30 protein-coding genes are annotated in these 24,981 nt (G+C 62.2%); 8 read left to right on the top strand and 22 right to left on the bottom strand.

The genetic code is table 11. The features are described from left to right. Window position 1 precedes the first annotated feature (1 nt). The 16 genes from ACKPCU_RS04640 to ACKPCU_RS04565 form a co-directional block, all read right to left on the bottom strand. Window positions 2-739: an NYN domain-containing protein gene (locus ACKPCU_RS04640; protein WP_321350248.1), complete on the bottom strand. Its 738-nt coding sequence runs from the start codon at window positions 737-739 to the stop codon at window positions 2-4. 65 nt (window positions 740-804) lie between these two features. Continuing rightward, the gene (locus ACKPCU_RS04635) at window positions 805-1,617 is read right to left on the bottom strand and encodes a cobalamin-binding protein (protein WP_321350246.1); all 813 of its coding nucleotides are present in this window, start codon (window positions 1,615-1,617) and stop codon (window positions 805-807) included. Continuing rightward, window positions 1,618-2,043 (bottom strand): hypothetical protein, encoded by a 426-nt coding sequence (locus ACKPCU_RS04630; RefSeq protein ID WP_321350244.1) that lies wholly within the window; start codon window positions 2,041-2,043, stop codon window positions 1,618-1,620. Then, window positions 2,036-2,665, bottom strand: coding sequence for a GTP cyclohydrolase II (gene ribA, locus ACKPCU_RS04625; protein WP_104739483.1), 630 nt, complete (start codon window positions 2,663-2,665; stop codon window positions 2,036-2,038). The genes ACKPCU_RS04630 and ribA overlap by 8 nt, the downstream gene beginning before the upstream one ends. Window positions 2,666-2,787: 122 nt before the next feature. Further along, window positions 2,788-3,444 (bottom strand): retropepsin-like aspartic protease family protein, encoded by a 657-nt coding sequence (locus ACKPCU_RS04620; RefSeq protein ID WP_104739482.1) that lies wholly within the window; start codon window positions 3,442-3,444, stop codon window positions 2,788-2,790. 33 nt (window positions 3,445-3,477) lie between these two features. Next, a complete protein-coding gene (locus ACKPCU_RS04615; protein ID WP_321350242.1) occupies window positions 3,478-3,972 on the bottom strand; it encodes a phosphatidylglycerophosphatase A family protein in 495 nt (164 codons plus the stop codon). Next, entirely contained in the window at window positions 3,965-4,954 is a 990-nt protein-coding gene (gene thiL / locus ACKPCU_RS04610; protein ID WP_407651848.1) for a thiamine-phosphate kinase, read from the bottom strand. Before thiL ends, ACKPCU_RS04615 begins: the two co-directional genes overlap by 8 nt. A 16-nt stretch (window positions 4,955-4,970) precedes the next feature. Continuing rightward, the gene (gene nusB, locus ACKPCU_RS04605) at window positions 4,971-5,447 is read right to left on the bottom strand and encodes a transcription antitermination factor NusB (protein WP_104739479.1); all 477 of its coding nucleotides are present in this window, start codon (window positions 5,445-5,447) and stop codon (window positions 4,971-4,973) included. Then, complete coding sequence (gene ribH, locus ACKPCU_RS04600; protein WP_104739478.1) at window positions 5,447-5,923, bottom strand: 6,7-dimethyl-8-ribityllumazine synthase; 477 nt, start codon at window positions 5,921-5,923, stop codon at window positions 5,447-5,449. Before ribH ends, nusB begins: the two co-directional genes overlap by 1 nt. Window positions 5,924-6,017: 94 nt before the next feature. Continuing rightward, entirely contained in the window at window positions 6,018-7,112 is a 1,095-nt protein-coding gene (gene ribBA, locus ACKPCU_RS04595; protein ID WP_321350236.1) for a bifunctional 3,4-dihydroxy-2-butanone-4-phosphate synthase/GTP cyclohydrolase II, read from the bottom strand. A gap of 24 nt (window positions 7,113-7,136) precedes the next feature. Then, window positions 7,137-7,799: a riboflavin synthase gene (locus ACKPCU_RS04590; RefSeq protein ID WP_321350234.1), complete on the bottom strand. Its 663-nt coding sequence runs from the start codon at window positions 7,797-7,799 to the stop codon at window positions 7,137-7,139. A 27-nt stretch (window positions 7,800-7,826) separates the two neighbouring features. After that, window positions 7,827-9,083: a sodium:proton antiporter NhaD gene (gene nhaD, locus ACKPCU_RS04585; RefSeq protein ID WP_321350231.1), complete on the bottom strand. Its 1,257-nt coding sequence runs from the start codon at window positions 9,081-9,083 to the stop codon at window positions 7,827-7,829. Between the two features lie 12 nt (window positions 9,084-9,095). Further along, window positions 9,096-10,226 (bottom strand): bifunctional diaminohydroxyphosphoribosylaminopyrimidine deaminase/5-amino-6-(5-phosphoribosylamino)uracil reductase RibD, encoded by a 1,131-nt coding sequence (gene ribD, locus ACKPCU_RS04580; RefSeq protein ID WP_229744476.1) that lies wholly within the window; start codon window positions 10,224-10,226, stop codon window positions 9,096-9,098. After that, complete coding sequence (gene nrdR / locus ACKPCU_RS04575) at window positions 10,219-10,692, bottom strand: transcriptional regulator NrdR (protein WP_104739474.1); 474 nt, start codon at window positions 10,690-10,692, stop codon at window positions 10,219-10,221. Before nrdR ends, ribD begins: the two co-directional genes overlap by 8 nt. Window positions 10,693-10,900: 208 nt before the next feature. Next, window positions 10,901-12,382, bottom strand: coding sequence for an AMP-binding protein (locus tag ACKPCU_RS04570; protein WP_321350227.1), 1,482 nt, complete (start codon window positions 12,380-12,382; stop codon window positions 10,901-10,903). Between the two features lies 1 nt (window position 12,383). Then, window positions 12,384-13,370, bottom strand: a complete 987-nt coding sequence (locus tag ACKPCU_RS04565; RefSeq protein WP_321350225.1) for an NAD(P)H-dependent flavin oxidoreductase — start codon at window positions 13,368-13,370, stop codon at window positions 12,384-12,386. Window positions 13,371-13,473: 103 nt separating this feature from the next. Here ACKPCU_RS04565 and ACKPCU_RS04560 point away from each other — a divergent pair, with 103 nt between their 5' ends. The 7 genes from ACKPCU_RS04560 to ACKPCU_RS04530 all read left to right on the top strand — a co-directional run bounded on the left by ACKPCU_RS04560 (window position 13,474) and on the right by ACKPCU_RS04530 (window position 19,266). Further along, window positions 13,474-14,421: a LysR family transcriptional regulator gene (locus ACKPCU_RS04560; protein ID WP_321350223.1), complete on the top strand. Its 948-nt coding sequence runs from the start codon at window positions 13,474-13,476 to the stop codon at window positions 14,419-14,421. Window positions 14,422-14,437: 16 nt separating this feature from the next. Beyond that, the gene (locus ACKPCU_RS04555; protein WP_321350221.1) at window positions 14,438-15,091 is read left to right on the top strand and encodes a class I SAM-dependent methyltransferase; all 654 of its coding nucleotides are present in this window, start codon (window positions 14,438-14,440) and stop codon (window positions 15,089-15,091) included. A 58-nt stretch (window positions 15,092-15,149) separates the two neighbouring features. Further along, window positions 15,150-16,028 carry a thioredoxin gene (trxA, locus tag ACKPCU_RS04550; RefSeq protein WP_321350219.1) on the top strand — a complete coding sequence of 293 codons (879 nt, stop codon included), beginning with the start codon at window positions 15,150-15,152 and terminating at the stop codon, window positions 16,026-16,028. 115 nt (window positions 16,029-16,143) lie between these two features. Further along, on the top strand, window positions 16,144-16,764 hold the full coding sequence (locus ACKPCU_RS04545) for a DUF2796 domain-containing protein (protein ID WP_321350217.1): 621 nt from the start codon (window positions 16,144-16,146) through the stop codon (window positions 16,762-16,764). 7 nt (window positions 16,765-16,771) lie between these two features. Next, entirely contained in the window at window positions 16,772-17,482 is a 711-nt protein-coding gene (locus tag ACKPCU_RS04540; RefSeq protein ID WP_321350215.1) for an ABC transporter ATP-binding protein, read from the top strand. Then, window positions 17,482-18,744 (top strand): ABC transporter permease, encoded by a 1,263-nt coding sequence (locus ACKPCU_RS04535; protein WP_104739467.1) that lies wholly within the window; start codon window positions 17,482-17,484, stop codon window positions 18,742-18,744. The genes ACKPCU_RS04540 and ACKPCU_RS04535 overlap by 1 nt, the downstream gene beginning before the upstream one ends. Before the next feature lie 15 nt (window positions 18,745-18,759). Further along, entirely contained in the window at window positions 18,760-19,266 is a 507-nt protein-coding gene (locus ACKPCU_RS04530; RefSeq protein WP_104739466.1) for a DUF3299 domain-containing protein, read from the top strand. On the opposite strand, the gene ACKPCU_RS04525 is transcribed toward ACKPCU_RS04530, so the two are convergent. Genes ACKPCU_RS04525 through ACKPCU_RS04500 form a run of 6 tightly spaced genes read right to left on the bottom strand, consistent with a single transcriptional unit; the run spans window position 19,260 to window position 24,046 of the window. Continuing rightward, on the bottom strand, window positions 19,260-20,327 hold the full coding sequence (locus ACKPCU_RS04525) for a tetratricopeptide repeat protein (RefSeq protein WP_321350212.1): 1,068 nt from the start codon (window positions 20,325-20,327) through the stop codon (window positions 19,260-19,262). The genes ACKPCU_RS04530 and ACKPCU_RS04525 overlap by 7 nt on opposite strands. Beyond that, complete coding sequence (locus tag ACKPCU_RS04520) at window positions 20,327-21,019, bottom strand: energy transducer TonB (protein ID WP_321351738.1); 693 nt, start codon at window positions 21,017-21,019, stop codon at window positions 20,327-20,329. The genes ACKPCU_RS04525 and ACKPCU_RS04520 overlap by 1 nt, the downstream gene beginning before the upstream one ends. Further along, entirely contained in the window at window positions 21,019-21,429 is a 411-nt protein-coding gene (locus ACKPCU_RS04515) for an ExbD/TolR family protein (RefSeq protein WP_321350210.1), read from the bottom strand. The genes ACKPCU_RS04520 and ACKPCU_RS04515 overlap by 1 nt, the downstream gene beginning before the upstream one ends. A gap of 10 nt (window positions 21,430-21,439) precedes the next feature. Next, a complete protein-coding gene (locus ACKPCU_RS04510; protein WP_321350208.1) occupies window positions 21,440-21,955 on the bottom strand; it encodes a MotA/TolQ/ExbB proton channel family protein in 516 nt (171 codons plus the stop codon). Continuing rightward, entirely contained in the window at window positions 21,948-23,288 is a 1,341-nt protein-coding gene (locus tag ACKPCU_RS04505) for a MotA/TolQ/ExbB proton channel family protein (protein ID WP_321350206.1), read from the bottom strand. The genes ACKPCU_RS04510 and ACKPCU_RS04505 overlap by 8 nt, the downstream gene beginning before the upstream one ends. After that, a complete protein-coding gene (locus ACKPCU_RS04500) occupies window positions 23,285-24,046 on the bottom strand; it encodes a DUF3450 domain-containing protein (RefSeq protein ID WP_321350204.1) in 762 nt (253 codons plus the stop codon). The genes ACKPCU_RS04505 and ACKPCU_RS04500 overlap by 4 nt, the downstream gene beginning before the upstream one ends. A 192-nt stretch (window positions 24,047-24,238) precedes the next feature. On the opposite strand from ACKPCU_RS04500, the gene ACKPCU_RS04495 reads away from it, so the two are divergent. After that, a complete protein-coding gene (locus tag ACKPCU_RS04495) occupies window positions 24,239-24,931 on the top strand; it encodes an OmpW/AlkL family protein (RefSeq protein ID WP_321351736.1) in 693 nt (230 codons plus the stop codon). Window positions 24,932-24,981 lie beyond the last annotated feature (50 nt).

Here is a 24,981-nt window from a genome sequence, read left to right as displayed (position 1 = left end):
CTCAACCCTTCTTGCCTGGGCGTTGATCCTTGACCAGCAGCAGGTTGTTTTCCCGTCGCAGGGTGAACAGACCAATACCTTCCACCAGCCCACTGAACTTGCTGTAGCCATAGTTGCGCGGGTCAAACTCCGGCATCTGTTTGGCCAGCTGGCTACCCACCGGGCCGAGATTGGCCCAGCCGTCATCATCGGAGGCCGCTTCGATTGCCTGACGCAGCAGCGTGCAGAGCTTAGCGTCCTGTCGCAGCTCCTGAGCAGAGCGACGCTGAATAACCGTTTCGGCGTTCTCCGGATGCTGGGTAAAGATTTCGGTGTAGATAAAGCGGTCGCAGGCGGCAACAAAAGGCTTGGGCGTTTTCTTCTCGCCAAACCCATACACCACCTTGCCCGACTCACGCAGGCGCGCGGCCAGACGGGTGAAATCACTGTCGCTGGAAACAATGCAGAAGCCACCCAGGTCTGCCGAGTACAACAGGTCCATGGCGTCGATAATCATCGCGCTGTCGGTCGCGTTCTTGCCGGAAGTGTAGGCAAACTGCTGGATCGGCTGAATAGAGTGCTCCAGCAGCGACGCCTTCCACTTGCCCAGACTCGGCGTAGTCCAGTCGCCGTAGATACGCTTTACGCTCGCCACACCCAACTTGGCCACCTCGGCCAGCAACCCTTCAACAATCGCCGGATTGGCGTTGTCGGCATCAATCAACACGGCCAACCGTGTTGGCTCCATCTGCGCTGCCATAGCCTAACTCTCCTGTACAGGTAGCGATCATCTTGGCAGGCAATAGGGCTGGTGAACAACCCTGTCTAGAAACGCACCAACCCGCACAACTGCTCTACTCCACCAATAATCGCCGGCGTCGGGCGGACCAGCAGGTCACTGTCGAGTACATGGAGGCGGTTGTGCTGCACCGCGCTCATTCGCGGAAAACGACGCCAGTCGTCAAGCCAGCCTTCGGCGGTGACGCCCTGATCGGCCAGCGCGATGATGATGTCGGGGTTGGCGGCCAGCACGCCTTCGCGGCCGACTTGCGGGGCGAGGCCGGCAAGGTCGGCGAAGACATTGTCAGCACCGCACAGAGTCAGGACATCGGACAACAGCTGGTCACCGGCGACGGTGTAGAGCGGGTTGTCCCAGAGCTGCAGGAAGACCTTGGGCCGGGTTTCCGACGGCGCTGCGCGGAGTCGGTCCAGCTGGGCGCGGAAGTCGGCTTCCAGCGCTTGGGCTTCGACTGACTGATCAAGCAGTTCACCGAGCCGCAGGGTCATGCTGGCGATGTCATCAAGCCGTTGCGGGTCGAACTGTTCGACGCGAATGCCCCAGCCACGAAGACGCTCAAGCAGTTCGGGGGGATTGCCTGAGGTCCAGGCGAGGATCAGATCAGGCTGGACGGACACGATCCGCTCGGCAGAGAGGCTCTGATAGCTGCCGACGGTTTGCCGGTCGCTCAGCTCGGCAGGCAGCTGACCGTCATCCAGCACACCAACCAGCCGGGCACCAGCGCCCAGCTGCAGGGTCATGTCGGTCAGGAAGGGAGCCAGGCTGACGATGCGCTCGGCAGCCTGAACGGGAAGTGCGTTGAGCGATAGCGCCAGCAGTAGCGCCAGCAGTTGGCGCACTCAGTCGACCCAGGCAGCCGGCGGGCGATACAGCAGCATAACGCCAAGGCTGACGATCACCAGCAGCACCAGCGGGATGACCTCACCCACGCAGAAGTAATGCACCAGCGCAATCAGCGCCGGTAGCGCGGCGGCAGCCAGACCCAGACTCTGGTTGCGGTGCAAGACTGCCCAAGCACTGGCGGCCTCGTCGCTCTCACCCAAGCCTTCGGCGCGAATAAGCGCGCGTTTGTAGAGCCGGAAGCGCCAGAGGGTCAGCATCAGACTGGCCATGCCCACGCCAAACAGCGGGACGGCAGCATCGTCAAACAAGCCGGTCCAGTCGCCCAGCACCACAACCAGCAGGATCGGCAGTAGCAGAACGGCCAGACTCAGCATCCGCCAGACACTGCGCAGTGCGCGCCAATGGGACTTGGGATCAAACATCGCCAGACTCAGCCTCGGCTTCTGCCTGATGCAGCTGACCGAGCATATGGCCCAACTTGCCAGCCTTGGTTTCCAGATACTTGGTGTTGTGCGGGTTCTTGCCGAATTGCAGCGGCAGACGTTCGGCGACCAGTACGCCAAAGCCCTGCATGGCCTTGACCTTGCGCGGGTTATTGGTCAGCAACTTGAGGCTTTTGATGCCCAGATGATCGAGCATCGGCTTGCAGATGCCGTAATCGCGCTGATCCGCACCAAAGCCGAGCAGTTCGTTGGCTTCAACGGTATCGGCACCACCATCCTGCAGGTGGTAGGCACGGATCTTGTTCATCAGGCCAATGCCGCGGCCTTCCTGACGCAGGTACAGCAGCGCGCCGCGGCCTTCCTCAGCAATGGCCTTGAGCGCCGCTTCCAGCTGGAAGCCACAATCGCAGCGCAGGCTGAACAGGGCGTCGCCGGTCAGACATTCGGAGTGCAGACGGCCAAGCACGGGCTCGCCATCGGACACATCGCCCATCGTCAGCACCACATGCTCCTTGCCGGTCGCTTCTTCCAGGAAGCCGTGCATAGTGAACGTGCCCCACTTGGTGGGCAGCTGGGATGACGCAATAAAGGTGACAGTCACACCGGTCTCCTGTACGACCTTTGCAAAAAAGGGGCCGCTATATTATCAGCTGAAGCGGCTGCGGGCGATCTGCAAGACGCCTTGATAGCCGTGGTGAATGCCCTGATCTGAGCGCCAGGGAGTCAGTATTTGCGCTGGAGCAACAGCAGGTTGTCCTGTTCATCCATGCGGACACGGCTCAACCAGCTCATCCCCAGCAGCACTTCGAGCGGGAAACGGCCCTCCAGCACCAATGCCTGCACATTGCTCAACTCAATATCGCCCACTTTCACCCGGGCCAGATTAACCTGATAGCCTTCCACTGCGCTCGACGCCGTCGCCGCCCGAACCGGAGTACCATCCATTCGATAATCAATACCGAGACGTCGCGCCTGGGCGGAACTCATTGAAACACTGGTCGCCCCGGTGTCGACCATAAAGCCCACGGCTTGGCCGTTGATTGAGCCGGTAATCCGATAGTGCCCGCCCTCGCCGCGGGGGATGCTCACCTGCTGCCGCTCGGCCTGGGCAAACCCTTCGGTATATTCACGCTGCAGACCGAACTGGCGCGTCTGACCATCCACTCTCAGGGTTGCAGTCCGGCTGTCGGCGGCGATCAACTCGACCCCGTTCACCGGCGGCCTGCCCACTCGCAGCATGTGCCGCTGGCCATCGATATTAACCACTGCCGCGTTGGCGAACAGCCCGACTACCCGCACCTGGGTTGCCGCCGATACCAGCGAGGTCGCCGCCAGTCCAACGCCCAGCAGTACAGCAGAGAGAGAAGCGATACGGCCCATCCGGAGTTTCCTTTGTGCGACAGCCAGCGAGATTTACACCATAGCCAACAGGGTTTCAGCCAGCAACAGCACCAGCAACGCCATAAAGCCCGCAATGATGTCGTCGAGCATGATGCCGAACCCTCCGCCAACCTGACGATCAACCCAACGAATCGGCCAGGGCTTCCATATGTCGAACAGGCGGAATAACACAAAACCGGCCAGCAACCAGAGCCAGCCGGTCGGCGCCAGCCAGAGCGCAATCCACAGCCCGACGAACTCGTCCCAGACGATGCCACCGTGGTCGTGCACGCCCAGGTCTGCAGCGGTCCGATGGCACAGCCAGATGCCGAGCAGGGTCGACAGTACGATCACCAGGCTGTAGCCGCCTAAGGGCAGTTGCTGCCACAGCAACACAAAGGGCAATGCCGCCAGCGTGCCCCAAGTACCCGGCGCAGGGCGAATCGCGCCGCTGCCGAAACCAAAGGCCAGAAAATGGATCGGGTTGCGCCACACCGAAGGTGGCGTGGTCTCGCGCGCGTCAGTCATCCGTGCTCCTGAAATGTTGATATCCCGCCGGGCCGTCGACGTTCTGCGGGCCAAGACCGAGGTCCAGCTGAACCCCCTTGCCGCCCTGCACCTCGCCGATCACGCTCACCGCAAGCCCGGCAGCACGCCATTGCTCCAACCACCGGCGGGCAGCGCGCGGCAAGGTGAACAGCAAAACGTAATCGTCGCCACCGCGCAGCATCCAGTCGAGCCGCTGCCGTTCGGACCAGCTGCGCAGCGCATCCGACATCGGCAGCTGCGGCCCATTGATCAGCAGCCGCACGCCGCTGGCTGAGGCGATATGCGAGGCGTCGGCCAGCAGCCCGTCAGACACATCCAGTCCGGCGCTGGCAACGCCCCGCAGCCGTTGCCCCAGTGCCACCTGCGGCATAGGCCTCCAGAAACGCTGGTACAGATAATCCTGTGCTGCCATCGGCAATCCCACTGGCAGCTGATTGCCCAGCACGACGTCAAGGCCGGCAGCGCCATCGCCCAGGTTGCCGCCAACGCAGAGCAAGTCGCCGGGGCGAGCGCCAGATCTGGTCAGCGCCTGGCCAACGGGTACCTGGCCAAGCACGGTCACACCGATATTCAGCGGACCACGGGTAGTGTCGCCACCAATTAGATTGATCCCAGCGTCACGGGCCGCGTCTGCTAGCCCGCTGGAAAACGCCTGCAACCAGCCGGGCGTCGCCTGCGGCAAGGTCAGTGCAAGAGTAAAACCAAGGGGAGACGCGGCCATCGCCGCCAGATCGCTGACCGCAACCGCCAGAGCACGGTATCCCAACTCGGCGGCGGGCCCCTCTTTAGGGAAGTGCACACCCTCGACCAGGGTGTCAGTGGAAACGACCAGTTGCTGCCCAGCAGCAGGCTGCAGTACCGCGGCATCGTCACCGATGCCGAGGACGGTAGCGCTGGCCTCGCCAGCCCGCTCCAGACGCGCAGTGCGAAAGTAACGGGCAATGAGTTCAAACTCGTCCAGCGCCATGGCCGGTCGATCAGCGCCCCTTGCGGGCAGCACCGACTTCGGCCGCACGCAGACGCGGCGCCAGCTTATCGAGAATGCCGTTGACGTACTTGTGACCGTCAGTCGCACCAAACGACTTAGCCATCTCGATGGCCTCGTTGATAACCACCCGGTAGGGTACGTCGATGCGCTTGAGCAGTTCATATACGCCGATGCGCAGCACGCTCAGCTCGACCGGATCGACATCCTTGATATCGCGATCCAGCACACGGCTCAGCTCGTCGTCGATATCGCCGAGGTTGCGCGGCACGCCGGTCAGCAACTCGTGGAAATAGGCGCTATCAACCTTGCTGAAGTCGTTATCAGTGCGAAACTGCGCTTCAATATCCGACACCGGCAGATCAGCCATGTGCCAGGAATACAGGGCCTGCATCGCCAGGCTACGCGCCTTGCGGCGGGCCGACGCCTTGGGGCGACCGGCAGCGCCAGAACTCTGCTGAGCGTCCATCAGGCCTCCAGCTGCTTGATCACGCTGACCATTTCGTAGGCCGACATGGCCGCTTCCGCGCCCTTGTTGCCAGCCTTGGTGCCGGAGCGCTCGATAGCCTGCTCGATGCTATCGACGGTCAGTACACCGAAAGCAACCGGGATGCCGTACTCCAGAGATACCGCACCCACGCCTTTGACGCACTCGCCGGCAACGTATTCGAAGTGCGGGGTACCGCCACGAATAACGGCGCCCAGGGTAACAATGGCGTCGTACTGCTTCAGGTCGGCAACCTTCTTGACCATCAGCGGAATTTCAAAAGCGCCGGGAACACGCACGATGGTGATGTCTGACTCCTTGACGCCGTGACGTTTGAGCGCGTCAACTGCGCCCTCGACCAGGCTTTCCACCACAAAGCTGTTGAACCGGCCAACGACCAGTGCATAGCGGCCTTGGCCAGTTACAAAATCACCTTCGATGGTACGGATAGCAGTCATGAACAGTCTCTCTGTATAAAGAACCGGCAGGGCGCCAGGCGCTGCCGTGAATCAAATGGGCGACGAAAACTACCTGCGCTTACTCAACAGCCGGTCAGTCGCAGGGCAAGTATTCTACTACTTCCAGGTCAAAGCCGGATATGGCATTGAACTTCATCGGTGCCGACAGCAGGCGCATCTTGCGCACACCCAGATCACGCAGAATCTGTGAACCGGCACCAACGGTATTATAGGTCGAGGGACGGCGTGGTGCCGACGTGCCGGTACCCAGGTTGCTGACGTGCTCCAGCAATGCTTCGGAATCGACCTGATTACCCAGCATCAGCACCACGCCACGGCCTTCGGCCGCTACCCGGCGCATCGCTTCCTGCAGGCTCCAGCGACCAGCCTCCGGTACCAGAAACAGGTCACGCAGCGGGTCGACGTTGTGGACGCGAACCAGGGTCGGCTCTTCCGGCTCGATGTCACCCAGCGTCAACGCCAGATGCACCACATCGGCGGTACGATCGCGGTAAGCAACCAGATTAAACTGGCCCAGTTCACTGCTCAGCACTTTCTCGTCCGCCCGCTCGACCGTGCGCTCGTTGAGCAGCCGGTAGTGGATCAGGTCGGCAATGGTGCCGATCTTGATGTTGTGCTGTTTGGCGAATTCTTCCAGCTCAGGACGACGAGACATGCTGCCATCGTCGTTCATGATCTCGCAGATCACCGCCGACTCGCCAAAACCCGCCATGCGCGCCAGATCGCAGGACGCCTCGGTATGCCCGGCACGCGCCAGCACGCCACCAGGCTGCGCCATCAGCGGGAAGATGTGCCCGGGACTGACGATATCATCGGCAGTCGCTTCAGGTGCGGCGGCAGCCTGTACGGTGCGCGCACGATCAGCCGCAGAAATACCAGTGCTGACACCAACAGCGGCCTCGATGGAGACGGTGAACTTGGTGCCGAAACCGGAACCGTTGCGCTGCACCATCAGTGGCAGCTTCAAACGCTCGCAGCGCTCCAGGCTCATCGGCATGCAGATCAGACCACGGCCGTAGCGCGCCATGAAGTTAATGTGCTCGGCCTGGCAGACCTCGGCGGCCATGATCAGGTCGCCTTCATTCTCGCGGTCTTCGTCATCCATCAGGATGACCATCTTGCCAGCGCGAATATCGTCGATCAGTTCTTCAATGCTGTTCAGTTTCATCCGGCCCTCCAAGGGCTGGTTATATCAAGACTTGAGGAACCCGTTTTCCGCCAGAAAGGCCATGCTGATGCCAGTAGATGTCGGCTCGGCGGCTTTTTCGCCCAACAGCAGACGCTCCAGATAACGGGCGATCAGATCCACTTCCAGATTGACGGTGGTGCCGGGCTGGTAATCGCCCATGACGGTTTCCTGCAGGGTGTGCGGAACGATGTTGAGATGGAAGACCGCGCCTTCCACCGCGTTGACGGTCAGGCTGGTGCCGTCAACAGTAATAGAGCCTTTGTGGGCAATGTACTTGGCCAGCTCGGCCGGGGCTTCCACGCGGAAGTGCCATGAGCGAGCGTCCTGCTGCAGCGACAGCACCTTGCCGACGCCATCGACATGACCGCTGACCAGGTGACCACCTAGACGGGTAGTCGGTGTCAGCGCCTTTTCCAAATTGACCCGGCTACCGGGCTTGAGGGTGGCAAGCGCGGTGCGGCGAATAGTCTCCTGGCTGACGTCAGCCCAGAAGCCGTCACCCGGCAATTCGACGGCAGTCAGGCAGACACCGTTGACTGCAATGCTGTCGCCCAGTTTGACGTCCCCGAGATCCAGCTTGCCGGTGCGCACATACAGACGTACGTCGCCGCCCTTGGGCTGCATGCTCTGAATCTGACCAACCGCTTCGATAATGCCGGTAAACATGAATTGCCTCGCTTTCGCCTATGCCGGTCAGGAAACCAGCAGACCCAGACCGTAGACAGCGATGAAGCCGAAGGCAAAGGCCATCAGCAACAAGCCAAAGCTGCGCAGGTAGGTCATGAATGTCAGGCCGGGCATCTTGCTCATGGCGACGATGCCGGCAGCGGAACCAATTATAAGCAGGGAACCGCCCACACCGACAGCGTAGGTCAGCCCCATCCACTCGGCGACGTTCATATGCAGGTCAGCTTTCAGCAGCGCAGCGGTCAGCGGTACGTTATCAATCAGGGCCGACAGCATACCCATCAGGAAGTTGGCCAGCAGGGTCGGCATAACGTCATACAGCGCGGTCAGGTTCTGCAGGGTGCCAATATACTGAAGCATGCCAACCAGCAGCAGCACGCCGAGGAAGAACAGCAGCGTCTCGAACTCGATAACGCGGATGTACTCCAGAATCGGGTCCGCATCGATGTCTTCGTTGAAGAACCGTGCAATCAAAAACATCAGCGCCAGGCCGGTCAGGAAGGTCAGCACCGGCGGAATAGCAAAGAACAGGCTGAGCAGAATGGTGGAGACGATGGTCAGCAGGAACAGCCCGCCGATGACCTGATCCACCCCACGCAACTCGTGCAACTGGTTCTTCTCGATGATCACTTCGTTGCTCATGCCGATCGACAGCAACCCGGCCAGCAGCAGCACCGCTATCAATGCCGGCGCACTGAGCAGCAGCAAGTTGGTGATCTCGACCTTGTCAGCCATAAAGATCATCAGGGTGGTCACGTCACCCGTGATCATCGCGACACCGCCGGAGTTGACCGCAAACACCACCAACGTGGCGAAGCGAAGCATCTTGCGCAGCTCCAGATTGAGGCTCAATACCAACGCCACCGACACCAGGGTGGCGGTGATGTTATCGGCGATGGAGGAAAAGACAAAACAGAATGCGCCGGTCAGAAACAGCAGCTTGCGCTCGGTAATCCGTCCGGGAAGGATGCGATAGATAACGTTCTCGATCAGCCCCTTTTTGTTGAGATAGGCGACGAAGGTCATGGTTGCCAGCAGGAACAGCCAGAGGCTGGCGATATCGGTGATGTTCTCGTTGAGAGCATCCTGCACATGCTCCCGTACCGCATCGCTCGGCGCCGCGATAAACAGCACCAGCCAGGAAAGTGCCCCGAACAGCAGCACCACCTTGGCCTTGTTGACGTGAATGACTTCTTCCAGCACGACCCCCAAAAAGGCCACTACCGCCATTATCCACAGCAGTATCTGCACACTACTTTGCATTGTCTTACACTCTCAGGAAGGGAAAATCGGTCGTGCTGTGATGCGCCAGTCCTGGCCTATTGCGCGCATGTCGACGATGTCTACGTCCATCGCCTCACTCATGCTTTCGAAGGGCAATTGCATCAACGGCCGCGCCTGACTTCCGAGCAGACGCGGCGCCATATACACAATCAGTTCATCAACCAGCCCGGCGCGCCAGAAGGCACCAGACAGGCCGGCGCCAGCTTCCACCAGCACCTCATTGCAGCCTCGCCCGGCGAGGGTCTGCAGCACCGCGTGCAGATCGACTTTGCCGTCTGCACCGGGGACCGCCAGCAGCTCACTGCCAGCAGCACGATAATCATCGGCGGCCTGTTCTGCACTGGTACTTATGACCAATGTCGGCCCCGTTTCTCGGAAAAAACGCTGATCCAGCGGCACCCGGCGCAGACTGTCGATCAAGACGCGCAGCGGCTGACGCGCAGCGGCTGACGCGGCTTCGTCTTCGGGCAACCCCAATTCGGAGGCACGTACGGTCAGCGCAGAATCATCCAGCAGCACGCTGTCGGCACCGCTGACAACCGCCCCACTACGCGCGCGCAGGCGCTGCACATCGGCACGGGCAGCGGGCCCGGTAATCCACTTGCTCTCACCACTGGCCATCGCCGTACGGCCATCAAGGCTCATCGCCAGCTTCACCCGCACCCACGGCAGGCCTTGCTGCATACGCTTGATAAACCCGGGGTTGACCGCTTGAGCCTGTGCCTCAAGCAGGCCGCAACTGACCTCGATACCCGCCTCGCGCAGCCGATTCAGGCCGTTACCGGCAACCAGGGGATTCGGGTCCTGCATGGCCGCAACCACACGGCGGACACCTGCCTTGACCAACGCCTCGGCGCAGGGTGGCGTGCGACCAAAATGACTGCAGGGTTCGAGGGTAACGTAGGCAGTGGCGCCACGCGCCCGGTCGCCGGCCTGCGCCAGCGCGTTGACTTCCGCGTGGCCTTCGCCGGCACGTACGTGCCAGCCTTCGCCGACAACCTGGTCGTCTGCGACCAGGACACAACCAACGCGCGGATTGGGTTCGGTGGTAAAGACACCCCGCTCAGCGAGCATCAATGCTCGACTCATCCACTCCCGGTCAGCCGTGCTCCAATCAGGCATCCGTTTCATCCTGATCGCGGCGCGCAAGCCGCTCGATCTCTTCGCGGAACTGATTGAGGTCCTGGAAGCGGCGGTAAACAGACGCAAATCGGATATAGGCCACTTCGTCGAGCTGTTTGAGCTCGCGCATGACCATCTCACCGACAGCCAGGGCCTTGACCTCACGCTCGCCGGTCGCCCGCAAGCGGTGCTTGATATGACCGATCGCGGCCTCGATCTGTTCGACGCTCACCGGACGCTTTTCCAGCGCGCGTTGGAAACCGGCACGCAGCTTGTCTTCATCAAAGGGCTGGCGACGGCCGTCCTGCTTGATGACACGGGGCAAGACCAGCTCGGCGGTCTCAAAGGTGGTGAAGCGCTCCTGGCAGGCCAGACATTCGCGGCGCCGACGTACCTGATCGCCCTCAGCCACAAGACGAGAGTCGATCACCTTGGTGTCATGTGCGCCACAGAATGGACAGTGCATGCAGGTTTTCCCAGGCGAATAAAAAACGGCCTACATCTTACCTTTTGTAGGCCGCGGATGAAATGTGTCATTACATTTCAACTACCACATTGTCGCACCCGACCGGGCTGCCTGCGTTTCAGCCGCCCGGCGCCGGATCAGAGAGGCTGCCTGATCACCAAGCCGGGCAGGCTGAAACAGCAGCAGAGCCTAAATGGAAACACCGTGTTCAGGCGCTGGCGCTCAGATAGCTATCACGCAACCTGCGCTTGGCCACCTTGCCGTTGTCGTCACGGGGCAGCATATCCACCAGCTCGACACGCCGGGGAACCTTGTAACCGGCCATGTTGCTGCGGATAAACGCCTGAACGGCAGCTTCATCCAGATCCGGGTCGGAGACGGCGACCACCGCCATCAAAGACTCGCCATACTCGGCGTCCGGTATACCGAATACCGCGCAGTCGCGCACCCCGGGCAGGGTGATCAGCACATGCTCGATTTCCGCCGGATAGATGTTCACACCACCGGAGATCACCATGTCGGACTGACGGTCGCAGACATAGAGGTAGCCGTCGGCATCGAGATAGCCGATATCACCCACGGTTGCCAGGTCGTCGAGTCCGGCCTTGCTACGAGCCGCGTCGTTGTTCAGGTAGGTAAAATCCGGCACCAGCGGCTGACGCACGTAGATCACGCCGGGCTCACCGACACCGCACACCTTGCCATCCTCAGCAACGATGCGGATCCGCGTATCACCGATCGGTCGCCCTACGCTACCCGGCTTACGCCGGGCCGACTGGGGGTCTTGCAGGGTGATCATGCCGGTCTCACTGGAGGCGTAGGTTTCAAAAATCACGTCGCCCCACCAGTCGAGCATCGCCTGTTTAACGTCCGGAGCGCAGGGCGCGCCGGTCGAGGCAACAAAGCGCACGGACGAAATATCGTACCTGGCCCGCACCTCAGCCGGCAGACGCAACAGGCGGACGTACATGATCGGCACCAGATAAACGGTTTCGATCCGGTGCTGTTCGATCAGCGCCAGCGTCTGCTCGGCGTCGAAGCGCGGCATGACCACCAGTGTTTCGGCCTGCTGGATCGCCTGCTGGGCATAGGAGGTTGGCGCGCTGTGATACAGCGGCGCGGTCACCAGAGCGCGCGTGCCGGGGGTTATGCCCCAGGCAATCCGGCACAGCTCGCGCATATGCTCGGCCATCTGCGCGCGCGCCTCTGGCGGCGGCGCCAGCCGCACGACCCCCTTGGGGCGCCCGGTGGTGCCGGAGGTGTACGCCATGTGAGCTCGCGGCGTACGCTCGGGACCGGCGTAGGGTGCCTGCTGCGCCAGCCAGCGCTCGTAGTCGCGTGCATCCTCTGCCCCGCCACCAACTACCAGCACATGCACGCCCGCCGGAATGGCACCGTCAAGCGCCGCCAGCAGATCAGCCTCGACAAGCAGCACCTTGGCCGCCGAGTCATTCAGCAAATAAGCCACCTCATCGCTCTTGAAGTGCCAGTTGATCGGACAGTAGTAGCATCCCGCGGTCTGACAGCTCTGAATAGCGTCGATAAATACCGGGCCATTGCGCAGCATCACGGCGATGACGTCTCCATCCTCCACCCCCATGCGCGCAAGACCACCAGCCAGACGCTGCGCGCGCAGGTCCAGCTCGTCACCGCTGCGCTGCAGCTCGCCGCAAACCAGCTCGGCCGTCATATCAGCGCGCTCCAAAGGGCTGGGTAATACGCGCCATGCGCTCCTGTGCCTCGTGGTACTCGCGCTCCAGCGTGCTGACCGCTTCCGCTGTCGAGGTGACCGCGCCAATGCTGCCAACGCCCTGACCTGCGCCCCAGATATCGCGCCAAGCCTTGGTCTTGCTGCTGCCACCGGAGCCGAACTTCATGCTGCTCTTGTCGCCTTCGGGCAGGTTATCCGGGTCCATGCCGGCGTTGACGATACTCGGCTTCAAATAATTGCCGTGCACGCCGGTAAACAGGTTGCTGTAGACAATGTCGGCGGCAACGGTATCCACCAGCATCTGCTTGTAGGCCTCGTCAGCGTTGGCTTCATGGGTGGCAATAAAGCGGGTGCCCATATAGGCCAGATCCGCGCCCATTGCCTGCGCGGCGAGAATTTGCTCACCCTTGGTAATCGAGCCCGAGAGGATGATCGGGCCGTCGTAGAAAGCGCGAATTTCCGACACCAGCGCGAACGGGCTGAGCTGACCGGCATGCCCTCCGGCGCCAGCGCACACCAGGATCAGGCCATCGACACCGGCTTCGATAGCCTTTTTGGCGTGCTTGACGTTGATCACGTCATGGAACACCAGGCCGCCATAGCTGTGAATCGGGCCAACCACTTCATTGGGTGCGCGCAGGCTGGTGATGATGATCGGCACCTTGTACTTCACGCACAGTTCGACGTCGTGCTGCAGGCGGTCGTTGCTGCTGTGCACGATCTGGTTGACCGCAAACGGCGCCACCACAGCATCCGGGTTTGCCGCCTTGTAGTCCGCCAGCTCGGTGGTAATGCGCTGCAGCCATTCGTCCAGCACTTCGGCCGGGCGCGCGTTGAGGGCCGGAAACGAGCCGACAACACCGGCCTTGCACTGGGCAATAACCAGATCCGGGTTGGAGATGATAAACAGCGGCGAACAGATAACCGGCAGGCTCAGATTGCCTTGCAGTACGGCGGGCATACTCATGCGTGCATTCCTTGTAGTTGTGGTTGACCGACTATAGAAGCGCCGCCCTTGATCTACAATGCACACACCCAATGCCCAAACTGTTTACTAATCGGCAACAATTATGGATATCAAAACCCTGCAGTACTTCAGCGCCATCGTCGAAGCCGGCAGCATGAGCGGTGCAGCTCGTCGGCTTGGCACCTCGCGTTCGCATATCAGCCGGCGCCTCAAGGCACTGGAGCAGGATCTGCAGGTGCAGCTGCTGCGCCGCACTACCCGGCGGGTCGAGCCGACCCAGATCGGCTGGGCGTTATATGAACACGCCGCCCGTATTAGCCAGGAGCTGAGCGCGCTGCAATCGACGGTCGACAACCTCGGGCGCAACCTGCGCGGCCATTTGCGCCTGAGCGTACCCTCGGCGCTTGGCCAGCAGATCATCGGCCCGCTGCTGCTGGAGTTTGCCGACACCTATCCGGATGTGACCCTGCAGCTGACCTTCAGCAACCGCATCTTCGATCTGGTAGCCGAGGAAATTGACGTCGCCATTCGCGTCACCAACACCCCGCCGGATACGCTGGTCGCCCGCGATCTGGGCCCCATCGAATGGGTGCTGTGCGCCAGCCCCAGCTACCTGCAACGCATCGGTACACCAGCGGCGCCGGAGGACCTGCTGCGCTGTGATGTCGTGAGCGTCAAGGTGCCGGACCTGCGCCTGCCGCTGGAACTGTCCGATGGCAAGCACAGCCAGCAGCTGACCCTGCGCCCACGCTTGCAGACCGAGGACATGCTGTTCCTGCGGCGCGCCGCGCTGCAGGGGCTGGGTTGCGCTTTGCTGCCCTACTACGCGGTGAGCGAGGAGCTGAATGCCGGCAGCCTGAAAGCCGTGCTGCCTGGCTACCGCGCGCGAGTCGACGCCTGGGGCGATCACCTATACCTGCTGACCGCGCCCAACCTCTATCCAACCCTGGCCACCCGGGCACTAATCGAGTTCCTGCGCACCCGGCTGGCCGACATACCGCTGACACCGCAACACCCGACAGCGAGTGAACTCGCTACAATGCCCGCCTGACTTCAGGAACCCGACCATGACACTCGACGCCCTTACCGCTGAACTGCATCAGGTTCTGCCCGATGCCCAGCTTGTGCCGAGCCGCCTGCCCGGCCTGCCGGAACTGGAGCTGTGGTTGCTCGATCCGCGCAATCTCGATCGTGCCTTCGCTAGCGATGAAACCCGTCGTCTGTTGGAGCACCCTCCCTACTGGGGATTCTGTTGGGGCAGCGGTCTGGCGCTGGCGCGTTGGGTGCTGGATCACCCAGAACAGGTGCGCGGCAAGCGGGTACTGGATTTCGGCGCGGGTTCCGGTGTAGTCGCCCTGGCCTGCCGCATGGCGGGCGCCGAACAGGCTATTGCCTGTGACCTCGACCGCCCCGCCCTGCTGGCCTGCGCACTCAACGCCCGGCTCAATGACATGCAGATCGTGCTGTCTGACAATTACTTCGCCGTTGAAGGCGAGATCGATCTGCTTATCGCCGCTGACGTGCTCTACGACATCGAGAACCGTCCGCTGCTGGACCACTTCGCCGAGCGCGCCGGCAACGTACTGATTGCCGACTCGCGGGTACGTAACCTGACCCACCCGCGTTACCAGCGCAGCGCCATCCTACCGGGGCGTACCTGGCCCGATCTGGGTGAGCCGCTCGAATTTCGCGATGTCAGCCTGTACCAGCTTACCCCTTGACCTTGGCGCCATCGCCACCATATAAGCCAAACTCGATATCACCGCAGCGGAATAGTCCATGTCATCGCCCTATCTGTTCGACGCCACCACCGATACCTTCGATCGCTACGTGCTCGAAAACTCCTTCCACAAACCCGTGTTGGTGGACTTCTGGGCCGACTGGTGCGCGCCCTGCAAAGCGCTTTTTCCTGTACTGGAGAAAATTGTCGACAGCTACGAAGGCGAACTGCTGCTGGCCAAGGTCAACTGCGACGCAGAGCCAGGCCTGACCGAGCGCTTCGGCATCCGCAGTCTGCCGACCGTCGTACTATTCAAGGACGGCCAGCCGGTCGAGGGCTTCGCCGGCGTACAAACTGAGAGTGCCATTCGTGAGCTGCTGACGCCGCACGTCAACGAGCCCGCACCCGTTGCCGAGCAGCCCGGAGAAGATCTGGCCAGCCAGGCACAGGCGCTGATCGATGCTGGCCAGCCGCAGCAGGCGATCACCCTGTTGCAATCGGCCCTGCAGGCGGAGCCGGATGATGCGTTGCTGTTGGTATTGGCTCGCGCACTGCTGGCCGACAACCAACTGGACGACGCCGAGCAAGTCATCAGCGCCGTCCAGCAGCAAGACAGCCACAAACAAACCCTGAGCGCACTCAAGGCGCAACTGAATTTCGCCCGCCAGACCAGCGACATCCCCTCCCGCGAGCAACTGCAAGCACGCCTGAACGCCGACGCAGGTGACAGCGAGGCACGCTACCAGCTGGCCCTGCACGACCTCACCGATGGCCATGGCGACAGCGCCCTGGCATCGCTGCTTGACCTGCTGCAGCGCGACCGCAGCTGGAATGACGGAGCAGCGCAGAAGACCCTGCTGCAGGTCTTTGATCTGCTGGGGGGCGATCACCCGCTCACGGTGCAATACCGCCGCAAGCTGTACCAGGCCCTCTACTGATTCAACCAATCGCTCCCGCGTCGGCGACAGCGCATGACCGGGAGCGATAAATGCGGGGTTGCCTTATCGCAAAAATGAAATAAGATAACATTTTATTTCAACCAGGAGCTTACCCATGCGCCGTACCCTGCTTGCCCTGAGCGTCGCCCTGTCCGTCAGCCAGTCCGTCCTTGCCGAAGAACACCAGCACGCCAGCCTCGGCGCCCATGAGCACGGCGTTGCAAGCCTCAACCTGGTGGTGGATGGCAGCCTCGTGAGCCTTGAGCTCGACAGCCCCGCAGCCAATCTGGTTGGCTTCGAGCACCTGCCAAGCAATGACGAGGATCGCGCTACCGTCGCCCGCGTCAAAGCGGCACTCGAACAGGCTGACACGCTGTTCAGTTTCACCCCGGCAGCCGGCTGCACACTGCAGCAAGTCGAGCTGGAGAGCCCCCTGTTTGCCGCACACGAGGACGAAGACTCGGATGAGCATGAGCATCATGACGATCACGCATCGGGCGAACATGAACAGCATGATGACCACGACGATCATCACGACCATGAACACGGTGAACACGCCGATATCGAGGGCCGCTTTGACTTCAACTGCTCGACTCCCGAGCGACTTGAAGCGCTGACCCTGCCGTTGTTCAATAGCTTTCCGGCGATGCAGCGCATTCAGGTGCAGGCCATCACCACCAGCGGCCAGCATGGCGCCGTGCTGACCGCCGACCAACCCACGCTGTCATTGGACTAAAGCCAACATGACCACACCTCTGCTGCAGGTCACTGACCTGCAGTTCGCCTGGCCGGGCCAGCCGACCTTGCTGGACATTCCGGCCTTCACCCTTCAGCCGGGAGAGCGGCTGTTTCTCAAGGGCCCGTCCGGCAGCGGCAAGACCACGCTGCTCGGACTGCTCGGCGGAGTGCACCAGCCGCAGAGGGGCGAGATCAACGTGCTGGGCCAGTCACTGGGTCAACTCTCCGCCCTGCGCAGAGACCGCTTCCGCGCCGACCACACCGGTTACCTGTTTCAGCAGTTCAACCTGCTGCCGTACCTGTCGGTACTCGACAACGTTACGCTGCCCTGCCGCTTTTCAGCCCTGCGCCGCGAACGTGCACTGCATCAACATCCCAGCCTGAACGCCGCCGCCGAACATCTGCTGCGAGAACTCGGGCTAAGCGATACCACCCTGCAACAACGCAGCGCCAGCGCCCTGTCGATCGGCCAGCAACAGCGCGTGGCCGCCGCCCGCGCACTGATCGGCAGCCCTGAACTGGTCATCGCGGACGAACCGACCTCGGCACTGGATGCCGACAGCCGCGACGCCTTTCTCAAGCTGCTGTTCGACGAGTGCGCACAGATGGGCAGCAGCCTGCTGTTTGTCAGCCACGACACCAGCCTCGCCACGCGCTTTGATCGCGCCCTGTCGCTGGCCGAGTTGAACCGCGCCAGTCAGCCGGAGATATTCTGATGTATCTGCTGCGCCTTGCTATCCAGAGTCTGGCCAACCGCCGTTTTTCTGCCCTGCTTACCGTGCTTGCAATTGCCCTGAGCGTCACCCTGCTGCTCGCCGTTGAGCGGGTTCGCACCGAGGCTCGCAGCAGCTTTGCCAGCACCGTCAGCGGCACTGACCTGATCGTCGGAGCCCGTTCCGGCTCGGTTCAGTTGCTGCTGTATTCCGTTTTTCGTATCGGCAACGCCACTAACAATATTCGCTGGGACAGCTTCCAGCAGATCAGCAGTCAGCCGCAGGTCAAATGGGCTATCCCGTTGTCGCTTGGTGACTCACACCGCGGCTTCCGCGTACTCGGCACCAGTCAGGCCTATTTCGAGCATTACCACTTTGGCCGCAATCGCAGCCTGAGCTTCAGCCAGGGCCAGCCGTTTTCCGATCTCTATGATGCGGTGCTCGGCGCGGACGTCGCACAGGAACTCGGGTATCAGCTCGGCACCGAGCTGGTGCTGGCCCACGGCGCCGGCGCGGTCAGCTTCGTCAAACATGCGGACAAACCCTTCCACGTAGTCGGCATCCTGGCCAAGACCGGCACCCCGGTTGATCGCACTATCCATGTTAGTCTGCAAGGCATCGAAGCCCTGCACGTGGACTGGCAGCAGGGCATGCCCGCGCGCGGCGCCGGCAGGATTAGCGCCGAGCAGGCGCGTGAGCTGGACCTGACGCCGCACGCCATTACCGCGTTTATGCTTGGCCTCAATCGCCGCATCGATACCTTTGCCTTGCAGCGTCAGATCAACGAGTTCACGGGTGAGCCGCTGCTGGCCATCCTGCCCGGCGTTGCCCTGCAGGAACTCTGGGGGCTGCTTAGCGTGGCGGAAAAAGCATTGCTGCTGGTGTCCGTATTTGTCGTACTGACCGGACTGGTAGGCATGCTGACCGCGATTCTCAGTGGCCTGAACGAGCGACGCCGGGAAATGGCCGTACTGCGCTCGGTCGGTGCGCGGCCGCTGCATATCTTCGGCTTGCTGTTGCTGGAGGCTGTCAGCCTGACCATCGCCGGTATCGCTCTCGGCCTGGGCCTGCTGTACGCCGGCATCGCTGTGGCCCGGCCCTGGCTGGAACAGCAATACGGTCTGTTCCTGCCGCTCGGCTGGCCAACCGGCAACGAGTTGGCGCTGCTTGCCGGCATCGTCGGCGCCAGCGTGCTGATGGGATGCATTCCAGCCTGGCGTGCCTATCGACAGGCGTTGCTCGACGGCTTATCCATTCGACTTTAGGAGTCTGCACAGACCATGACCCGCCTCACCCGCCTGCTTGCTCTGACCCTGGGTCTGCTTGCCCTGCCAGCTGAAGCCGCCCGCGAGCTTAGCTGGGAGGAACTGGTGCCCGCCGGTACCGGCTACCTGTACGGGATGCCGCCGGCACGCCATGACGGCCTCCAATCGGAAGATCAGCCCCCTGCCGATCCGTTAACCCAAAGCATGACCAACGCGCCCACAGTCGCAGAACTGGACGGCCAGGAGGTTAAATTGCCGGGCTATGTGGTTCCGCTCAATGTCGACCCAAACCAGCGCGTCACCGAGTTTCTGCTGGTACCCTACTTCGGTGCCTGCATCCACGTACCACCCCCCCCCTCGAACCAGATCGTGCTGGTTCACAGTGAAATCGGCATCGCTCTGGACGCAACCTGGGTGCCGTACTGGATCACCGGCACCTTGCGGGTCGAGCAGAGTGAAAGCGAGCTGGCAAACGCGGGTTATCGCCTGGACGCCAGCGGGATTGAGGAGTTTGCCTACTGAGCCGCCTCCAGCGCCTGCTCCGCCAGCGTGCGAAGCAGGTTGACCTGATTGCGCTGTACCGTTCCGGATGGCTGGAAACCTCGCAAGGTAGCCAGCAACGCCTGCCACTGCTCTTGCTGATACTGCAACCAGGCCACCTGCAGGCGGTCCGCCGATTGCCCTGAAGCCGCCGCCACCCGCAGCCAAAGCTGCAGGGCCTGCGGATAATCCCGCGCCGCTTGCCACAACTGGGCCAACTGACGTTGACGCTCGAGCGTGCTGTCCAGCAGGCGATCACTCAACAACTGCTCAAGCAGGCGGGCTGCTTGCCAGGGTGCGCCCGCACGGGTATGCAGCGCGACCAGTGTTTCCATATCGCCGGGAGTCAGCCCAACACCCGCCAGCTGTGCCAGCCGCATGGTCGCCGCCGCCTTGGCCTGCTGACCGGCCAAGCTCTGCAGACTGGCCAGTTGACGCCAATTGGCCCGATTGTCCGGCGCGCGGGTCAGCAATACCTGCTGCCAGCGCGCGGCCTCAGAGTAGCGCTTGATTTCGTAGTTCATGCCGACCAGCAACTGATACCAGATATCCCCGGCCTCCGGGCGCCGGCGCACCACCTGTTCGGCCAGCGGCAGGGCCTTGCTGAACTCACCCAGCTCGCGGTAGGCCTGGACCAGCAACTCGCGGCTGGCATCGCTTGTCGGCAGTTGCTCCAGCTCCATGACGGCCTGCCGGTAACGCTGCTGTTGCATCAGTAAACGGGCCAGGTTGGCCCGATCCTGCGCTTCAACCTCAGCGCCCAGCGCGTGCTGATTGAGCGACTCGCGCAACCAGTGAATCGCATGTTCGGCATCACCGGCATCAATCGCCATGTAGGCCAATCGCTGCTGTAACAGCGCACGCTCCAGACTACCCTCGGCGCTCGCCGGCAATGCCGCCTGTAGCTGCAGGCGAGCGGCAGCCTGATCACCACCCTGCTCGGCCGCCCGGGCATCATCCAGCGCCCTGTAGACCCTCGGGTCGATCTGCTCGGCCAACACCGGCGCCGCCAGCAGCAAACAGCTGAAAATCCAGGCGCGCATCAGTGCCGCCCCGGAAGAACGAATTGGAACTCCTTGGTTGCCTCCCGCGCGACCGCGATACCGTTTTCCTGCCGAGGCACAAATCGGCTGCGGCTGACCGCTCTGCGGGCAGCGCGGTCGAACACACCGGGCGGCTCGGAACTCAGCACTCTGATGTTCTCGACACGCCCCTCGGCGTTCACCACAAACTGCAGAGTAACCGTTCCCTCGATACCTGCCCTTTGCGCCCGCTCCGGGTACTCCGGCTCGACCAGATTCAGCGCTACCAGCTCTTGTGCATCACTCTCGGGTGCACCGTGCGCCGCAGCCTGAGGCGCCGAATTGCTGCTCGCTTCACTCGGCGCGGCGGCCACAGCAGCGGGTTCCAGCACCGGTTGCGCTGGGGCGGCACTGGTCGTGAGATCGCTTTGCAGTTGCGGGACTTCAATCTTCAACGTCGGCGTTGGCAATGGCGGGGCAACAGGCGTCGGTGGCTGCACTCGCGGCCGTTGTGGCGGAGTCGGACGCTCCGGCGCCTGCTGTGGCTGGTTACGCTCGCTGGGGGTGTCGGCCACGCTACGGGTAACCCCGATACGCAGCACCTCGCGCTCGGGCTGCTCGACCCGCTCTGGCGGCATAACCAGCGCCAGCATCAGACCGAACAGCGCCAACGCCACCAGCAGGGCCAGAAAAAAACTGCCCAGCAGCCGCATCACGGCCCCGCCGTCGCCGCCAGCGCCACATCCTCGACGCCAGCCAGCTTGGCCTGATCCATCACGCGCACCACCAATCCGGTGCGTGCATCACGATCGGCCTGCACTACAACGGTACTGTCCGGCTGATCGACACGCATACGCTCGACGGCCGCACGTACAGCACGGATATCAACAGCCTTACCATCCATCCAGATCTCACCATCCGCGCTGACAGCAATAAGAATGCTCGCTCGCGGCTTGCTCACCGCGCTGTCAGCACTCGGGCGCAACACGTCGATACCGGCTTCGCGCACAAAGGAACTGGTCACAATAAAGAAGATAAGCATGATAAAGACGATGTCGAGCATCGGCGTCAGATCGATACCCGCTTCCTCGTCGCTACCAGCGTGATGTCTGCGCATGCGCATCGGTGCTCTCCTAATCCTGCTGCAGACGATCGGACAGGCGCTGCAGCGCCCTTCGTGCCTGCTGATCCAGCCGCGCCAGACAAAACAGACCGCTGATCGCGATCACCATACCGGCCATGGTCGGGACTGTCGCGCGCGACACGCCGGCGGCCATCGCCCGCGGGTTGCCATTCCCGCTGAGCGACATCACATCAAACACCTGAATCATGCCGCTGACCGTGCCCAGCAACCCGAGCAGTGGACACAGCGCAATCAGCACCCGTACCAGCGGCATGAAACGCGCCAGCTGCGCCTGCGCCTGCGCCAGCCAGGCAGTACGAATATGGCGTGCAGCACTGCTGCGCCGTTCACCGCGCGCCAGCCAACGCTGCTGCAACGCCTGCGCCTGCTGCGGGAACACCAGCGCGAGATACCACAGTCGCTCCAGCATCAACGTCCACAGCAGCACAGTGGCCCCCAGAATGGTCCACAGCACCCAGCCGCCGCTGTCGAGAAACGCTAGCAGGCGCCAAAGCAGATCAGTCACGCGACTCTCCGCCACCCAGATGCAGCGCGATCAACCCTGCACTCTGCTGCTCCAACAACTGAATCAGCGCCTTACTGCGCGCCGCGACCAGGCTGTGCAGAAACAGCAGCGGAATCGCCGCCAGCAGCCCCAGAACGGTGGTTACCAGCGCCTGCGAAATACCGTCTGCCATCAGCTTCGGGTCGCCACTGCCGTACTGAGTAATCGCCTGAAAGGTCGCAATCATACCGGTCACGGTACCTAACAGCCCGAGCAGCGGCGCAACTGCGGCGAGCAGTTTGATCAACCCCTGCCAGCGCTCCAGCGCCGGCGTTTCGCGCAGAATGGCCTCATCCAGCTTGAGTTCGAGGGTGTCCAGCTCCTCCAGCCGCGGCTTGCTGCCGATCACGCTCAGCACCCGCCCCAGCGGGTTGTCGCTGCGCAGCGCGTTGAGGTCGTCGATCTGACGATCCACACCGCGCTGCACCCGCTGCAGCCAAACCAGTCGTGCCAGCGCCAGCAGTACACCCAACACACCCAGCGCGACAATCACATAGCCAACGATGCCGCCCTGCGACAGCCGGGTCAGCAGATCCGGCGTGCGCTGCAGTTGCGCGATGACCTGTCCACCGGCGGGGTCGACCAAAAGATCGGCAGGTGCCTCACGCGGCGCGAGAAAGTCGCCGACCAGCCCGCTACTGCCCGGCTGGCGAGCGGCCAACTCCAGGCTGTTGCTGTCAGGCTGATAAAGCAGATACCCCGGCTCGGCAAGGGCAACGAAGGGGCCGACCAGCACCACCGGCATCGCGGTGCTGAGGCCCTTGCGATCAACCACAGGCGCACTGATCTGCGCCACCTCGCCACTGGCGGTTATGTCCTGCTGCAACCGATACCAGAACTGCTCCAGCGTCTCAACGCTGGGGATTCTGCTGCTTTGCGCCAGCGCTTCCAGTTCGTCTCGCCGCTCGGGAAAACGACGGTTGAGCTGCGAGTCCTGCCACTGCCCAAGGGTATCACCAGCTCCCTGACGGACGACCCCAAACAGCTCCCCAAGATTGCCGCTGCGCTGCGTCAGCTCTTCTCTCAATGCGGCCAACTGGTCACCCTGAGCTTTGAACTGCGCGTCCAGCTGGTCTGCTCTGGCCTGCGCCCGCGCCAGTCGTGTACGGGCCTGCGCCAGCCGCTGTTGCTGCTGATCACGCTCGCGCAGGAATTGTTGCTCACGCGCCTGCATCGCCGCCTGCTCGGCATTGCGGGTATCACGAATGCTCTGCAGCAGCGCTTCCTTGTTCAGCGTCTGTGCCTGTGCCAGCGGCGCGATCGCACAGATCAGCAGTGGAATAATCCACTTCATGGCGTCACCTCCGCACTGACCACGGGCATCGGCAAGCGCAACAACTGCGGCGTCTGCTCATTGCGGGCAATCGCCATGCCCTGATCCAGCGCCCGCCGGTAGCTGGAGGGCAGCACCTGCCACTGCCCCTGGGCGGTGTCCCAATAACCCTGCTGCTGCCCGTCCAGGCTTTGGTAGAACAGCATCAGCCGACCAACACGCAGGAACTCGACGACCCGTTGTTGCTCGCCTTCGCCCAACGGGCCGCGCCAGGCCTCCAGCGTGCGGCCGTAATCACTCTCGATCTGGTAGGCCTCCAGGACCCGGCGATACAACTCGGCAACGCTGACCTCCGGCTCAACCAGCAACGCTTGCAAACGGGCGATCCGCTCCTCGCGCTCTTCCAGCAGGAAAGGCAGATCCAGTGCAACAAAGGCATCCAACGACTCGATCATGCGCCGAATCAGCGGCACCATCTCGCGCTGGGTGTCGGCAACGCTGTCAATCTGTTGTTGCAGACTGGCGATCTCGGCCGCCTGGGTCTGGACCAACTGCTGCATCCGCTCGCTGTATTCGGTCAGCGCCTCTGCCTGCGTGCTGGCCTGCCGGTATTCGGTGAGCGCCGCGCGGGTAGCATCGTCGAGCAGGTCAATGCGCTGCTGTGCTGCCACCGCTTCGCTGGTCAGCGCCTCGCTCTGCTGCTGCGCCTGCTCCAGCAATTGCTCGGCCTGCAGACTCAATGGCAGCAGCAACAGTACCGTCAGCCATACTGATTTCATCCCTCTCCCCTCAACACGCGCTGGCAGCGCCAGCCAGACATAGGAGCGACATTGTCTTTGCTGCGCCGTCCGCGAGCAACCATGACGACTATGCAATGCTGCGTCAGCCTGCCGCACCCGTTCAGACCGGCAACTTGCTCCAGATCAATAGACCGCTGCAGCCTTGCTCGTAAAGTGACACCTGTCCAACACATTAGGAGACTGAACATGTCCGCTTTTGCATCCCGCCTCGGCCTCGCAGCGCTCTTTGCCCCCGTCCTGCTGGCCGCCTCGGTAACCGCTCAGGCCCACCAGGCAGGCGACATCATCGTCCGTGCCGGTGCCGTTACTGTTGACCCGAAAGAGGATAGCAGCCGCGTCAAGGTTGGCGGTGTAGCCCAGGCCGGCACTGCCGCCACCCTCAATAGCGACACCCAACTGGGTCTGAACCTAGCGTACATGCTATCCGACAACTGGGCTGTTGAAGTGCTGGCTGCCACTCCGTTCGAGCATGACATCGGCACCAAAGGTCTGGGCGGTCTGGAGCTGGGCTCCACCAAACACCTGCCGCCGACTGTCAGCGTGCTGTACTACCCGATGGCCAGCAGCTCCGCCTTCCAACCGTACGCGGGCCTGGGCATCAACTACACTTGGATGTTCGATGACAAGCTGAGCAGCGAAGCAGAAGCCGCAGGTTTCAGCGGCCTGGACCTGGATGACTCCTGGGGCCTGGCAGCACAGCTGGGTATGGATTACATGCTGAGCGACAAGGTAATGCTGAACGCCCAAATCCGCTACATCGACATCGAAACCACTGGCACAACCTACTCAGGCCCGACCAAGGTCTCCGTTGATGTCGACATCGACCCGCTGGTTTACATGGTCGGCCTGGGCTACAAGTTCTAAGCCCTGATCTCGATCTCACTCACGGCTGCACTTCGCCCTGGGATCCTCCG

Source organism: Halopseudomonas oceani (genome assembly GCF_963677335.1).
Classification (GTDB): Bacteria; Pseudomonadota; Gammaproteobacteria; order Pseudomonadales; family Pseudomonadaceae; genus Halopseudomonas; species Halopseudomonas oceani.
This window is presented reverse-complemented; position numbering and strand designations above follow the sequence as displayed.